This is a genomic window from Bradyrhizobium sp., from assembly GCF_019244115.1.
Taxonomy (GTDB): Bacteria; Pseudomonadota; Alphaproteobacteria; order Rhizobiales; family Xanthobacteraceae; genus Bradyrhizobium.
Genome location: NZ_JAFATE010000150.1, coordinates 1 through 3137 on the forward strand (window position 1 = coordinate 1; position 3137 = coordinate 3137).

The following is a 3137-nucleotide window of genomic DNA, read 5'->3' on the forward strand; positions in this document are numbered from 1 at the left end:
GAGATCATGATCAGTGAGCGACCTGCCGAAGTTGCAGATCGCGCGGTGCCGGGGCATTGGGAGGGAGACCTGATTGTCGGCGCCGGCAGTTCGGCGATCGGTACGCTGGTCGAACGCACCACGCGCTTTACCATGCTGCTCCACCTGCCACGACTGGCGGGCCATGGCGAGAGGCCACGCGACAACAACGGGCCTTCGCTCTCCGGACACGGCGCCGAAGCCGTGCGCGACGCCATCACCCGCACCATCATCACCTTGCCTGAAGAATTGCGTCGCTCGTTGACTTGGGATCAGGGAACCGAAATGGCTCAGCACAGTCGCCTCAAGATCGATACCGGAATCCAGGTCTACTTCTGCGATCCAAGAAGTCCCTGGCAGCGCGGCACCAACGAAAACACCAACGGCTTGCTGCGGCAGTACTTCCCGAAAGGCTCGGATCTCAGCGTCTACAGCGCCGACGAAATATCCGCCGTCGCTGAAGCTCTCAATGCCCGACCTCGAAAGACCCTGGGTTGGAAAACTCCAGCCGAAGCGCTTGACCAGCTGATCTCATCAATGAAAATAACCGGCGTTGCGACGACCGATTGAATCCAAGGGATGTTTTGGCTGAACCTGTGGTTATGGGTTCCCGGCACCAGTGCGCAATTGCGCACAAGGCCGGGACGACGGTGTTGACTTGATCGGCAGATTTGCATGACCCATCCTTCCATTCACGCCCGCACGCAGCCGAACAAGATCGCCTACCAGATGGCCGGGACCGGCAAGGCGATCACCTATCGCGAACTCGACCAGCTCTCCAACCAGGGTGCGCACCTGTTCCGAGCGCTGGGGCTGAAGGCCGGCGACCACATTGCCCTGCTGATGGAAAACCGTCTCGCCTTCATGGAGATCTGCTGGGCGGCGCAGCGCGCGGGCCTCTACTACACCGCGATCAGCCGCTATCTGACCAAGGACGAGATCGCCTATATCATCGCCGATTGTGGCGCAAAGGTCTTCGTCACGTCGCCGAAATGCGCCGACCAGGTCAGGGATCTCGCAACCCGTGCGCCGGGCGGGCCGATCTTCTTCATGCTCGACGAGGTAGAACCCGGCTTCCGCTCCTGGGACAAGGAGGCCGTCGCGCAGCCGGTCTCGCCAATCGCGGACGAGGTCGCCGGCTACGACATGCTGTATTCGTCGGGCACGACCGGCCGGCCGAAAGGCATCAAAAAGGCGTTCGAGGGCAAGCCGATCGACTGGCCCAACCCGCTCCTGATGACGCTCTGCGCTGATATGTGCGGCATGGGGCCGGACAGCGTCTATCTGTCGCCGGCGCCGCTCTATCACGCGGCTCCCTTGCGCTTCAACATGATGGCGATCACGCTGGGCGGCACTTCCATCATCATGGAACAGTTCGACGCGGAAGAGTTCCTCAGGCTGGTTGAGAAGCACAAGGCCACGCAGTCGCAGCTGGTGCCGACCATGTTCGTGCGCATGCTAAAGCTGCCGGACGACGTCCGCGCGCGCTACGACGTCTCGTCACTGAAGGGCGCGATCCACGCCGCGGCGCCCTGCCCGGTCGATGTGAAGGCCAAGATGATCGACTGGTGGGGACCGATCCTGATCGAATATTACGCGGGCTCCGAGGGCAATGGCGTCACCGTCTGCTCTTCGCAGCAATGGCTGGCCCATCGCGGCAGTGTCGGCCGCGCCGTGGTCGGCAAGGTCAAGATTCTCGACGAGACCGATGAGGAGGTGCCGACCGGCGAGATCGGCACGGTGTACTTCGCCGACGCGCCCGTTTTCACCTATCACAACGATCCGGAGAAGACCAAGCGCGCCTACAACGCAAAAGGCTGGTCGACGCTCGGCGACGTCGGCTATCTCGATGCGGACGGCTTTCTCTATCTCACCGATCGCAAATCCTACATGATCATCTCAGGCGGAGTGAACATCTATCCGCAGGAGACCGAGGACGTCCTGATCAACCATCCCGATGTTGCCGATGTCGCGGTGTTCGGCGTACCCAATGAGGAGATGGGCGAAGAGGTCAAGGCGGTGGTGCAGCCCCACGACATGGCGCGCGCCGGCAAGGCGCTGGAATCCGAGCTGATCCTTTACTGCCGAAAACACCTGTCACCGCTCAAATGTCCGCGCTCGGTCGACTTCGAAGCCGAGCTGCCGCGCACGCCGACGGGCAAGCTCGTCAAGCGGCATCTCCGCGATCGCTATTGGCCGAAACAGACGAGGGCGTAGTTGGCGCCTGACAGGACACGCGTATCCTGCCGATCGCTTCGCCAAGAGTTTTATCGTTTGAAGGCCCGCCGCCATGCCAACAATGAAGCCTTCGTCCCTGCCCGAGATTCCACTGCCGCCGGCGATCCGCTCGCGCCATGTCGAAGGTATCAATGGTCTCACCATGCACGTGCTCGAAGCGGGTTTTGAGACCCGCGGCCGGCCGTGCGTCTTGTTGCTCCACGGCTTTCCCGAACTCGCCTATAGCTGGCGCAAGGTGATGCCGGCGCTCAGCGAGGCCGGCTATCACGTGATCGCGCCGGATCAGCGCGGCTATGGCCGCACCGTGGGCTGGCACGCGGCCTATGACGGCGACCTCGCCCCGTTCCGGCTCACCAATCTCGTGCGTGACGCGCTCGGGGTGGTCCACGCGTTCGGCTATCGCAGCGTCGCTGCCGTCATCGGGCACGATTTCGGCAGTCCGGTCGCGGCCTGGTGCGCGCTCGTCAGGCCGGACGTGTTTCGCTCGGTCGTGATGATGAGTGCGCCGTTCGGCGGGCCGCCGCCGCTGCCCTTCGACACGGCCGAGCTACCTGCAAAGCCAAAGGCTGAGGATCCCGTGCACCGGGAGCTTGCGAGGCTGGCGCGGCCGCGCAAGCATTATCAATGGTACTATTCGACACGGGCAGCGGATGGCGACATGCATCACCCACGCCAGGGCGTCCACGATTTCCTCAGAGCGTACTATCACCACAAGAGTGCCGACTGGAAGCAGAACCAGCCGCACCCGCTCGGCTCCTGGTCGGCGGACGAACTGGCGAAGCTACCGACTTATTATGTGATGGATCTCGCCAAAACCATGCCGGAGACGGTGGCGGAGGAGATGCCCGATGCGGCGGCGATCGCGGCCAACCAATGGCTGC

The 3137-nt window shown here is 62.8% G+C and carries 3 protein-coding genes; all 3 read left to right on the plus strand.

The features are described 5' to 3' along the window. Positions 1 to 588, plus strand: a 588-nt coding sequence (locus tag JOZ76_RS06720; RefSeq protein WP_291697844.1) for an IS30 family transposase, incomplete at its 5' end; no start/stop codon positions are given. A 105-nt stretch (positions 589 to 693) separates the two neighbouring features. Beyond that, positions 694 to 2235: an acyl-CoA synthetase gene (locus tag JOZ76_RS06725; protein ID WP_291697845.1), complete on the plus strand. Its 1542-nt coding sequence runs from the start codon at positions 694 to 696 to the stop codon at positions 2233 to 2235. A gap of 82 nt (positions 2236 to 2317) precedes the next feature. Then, positions 2318 to 3137, plus strand: an 820-nt coding sequence (locus JOZ76_RS06730) for an alpha/beta fold hydrolase (RefSeq protein WP_291697846.1), incomplete at its 3' end; no start/stop codon positions are given.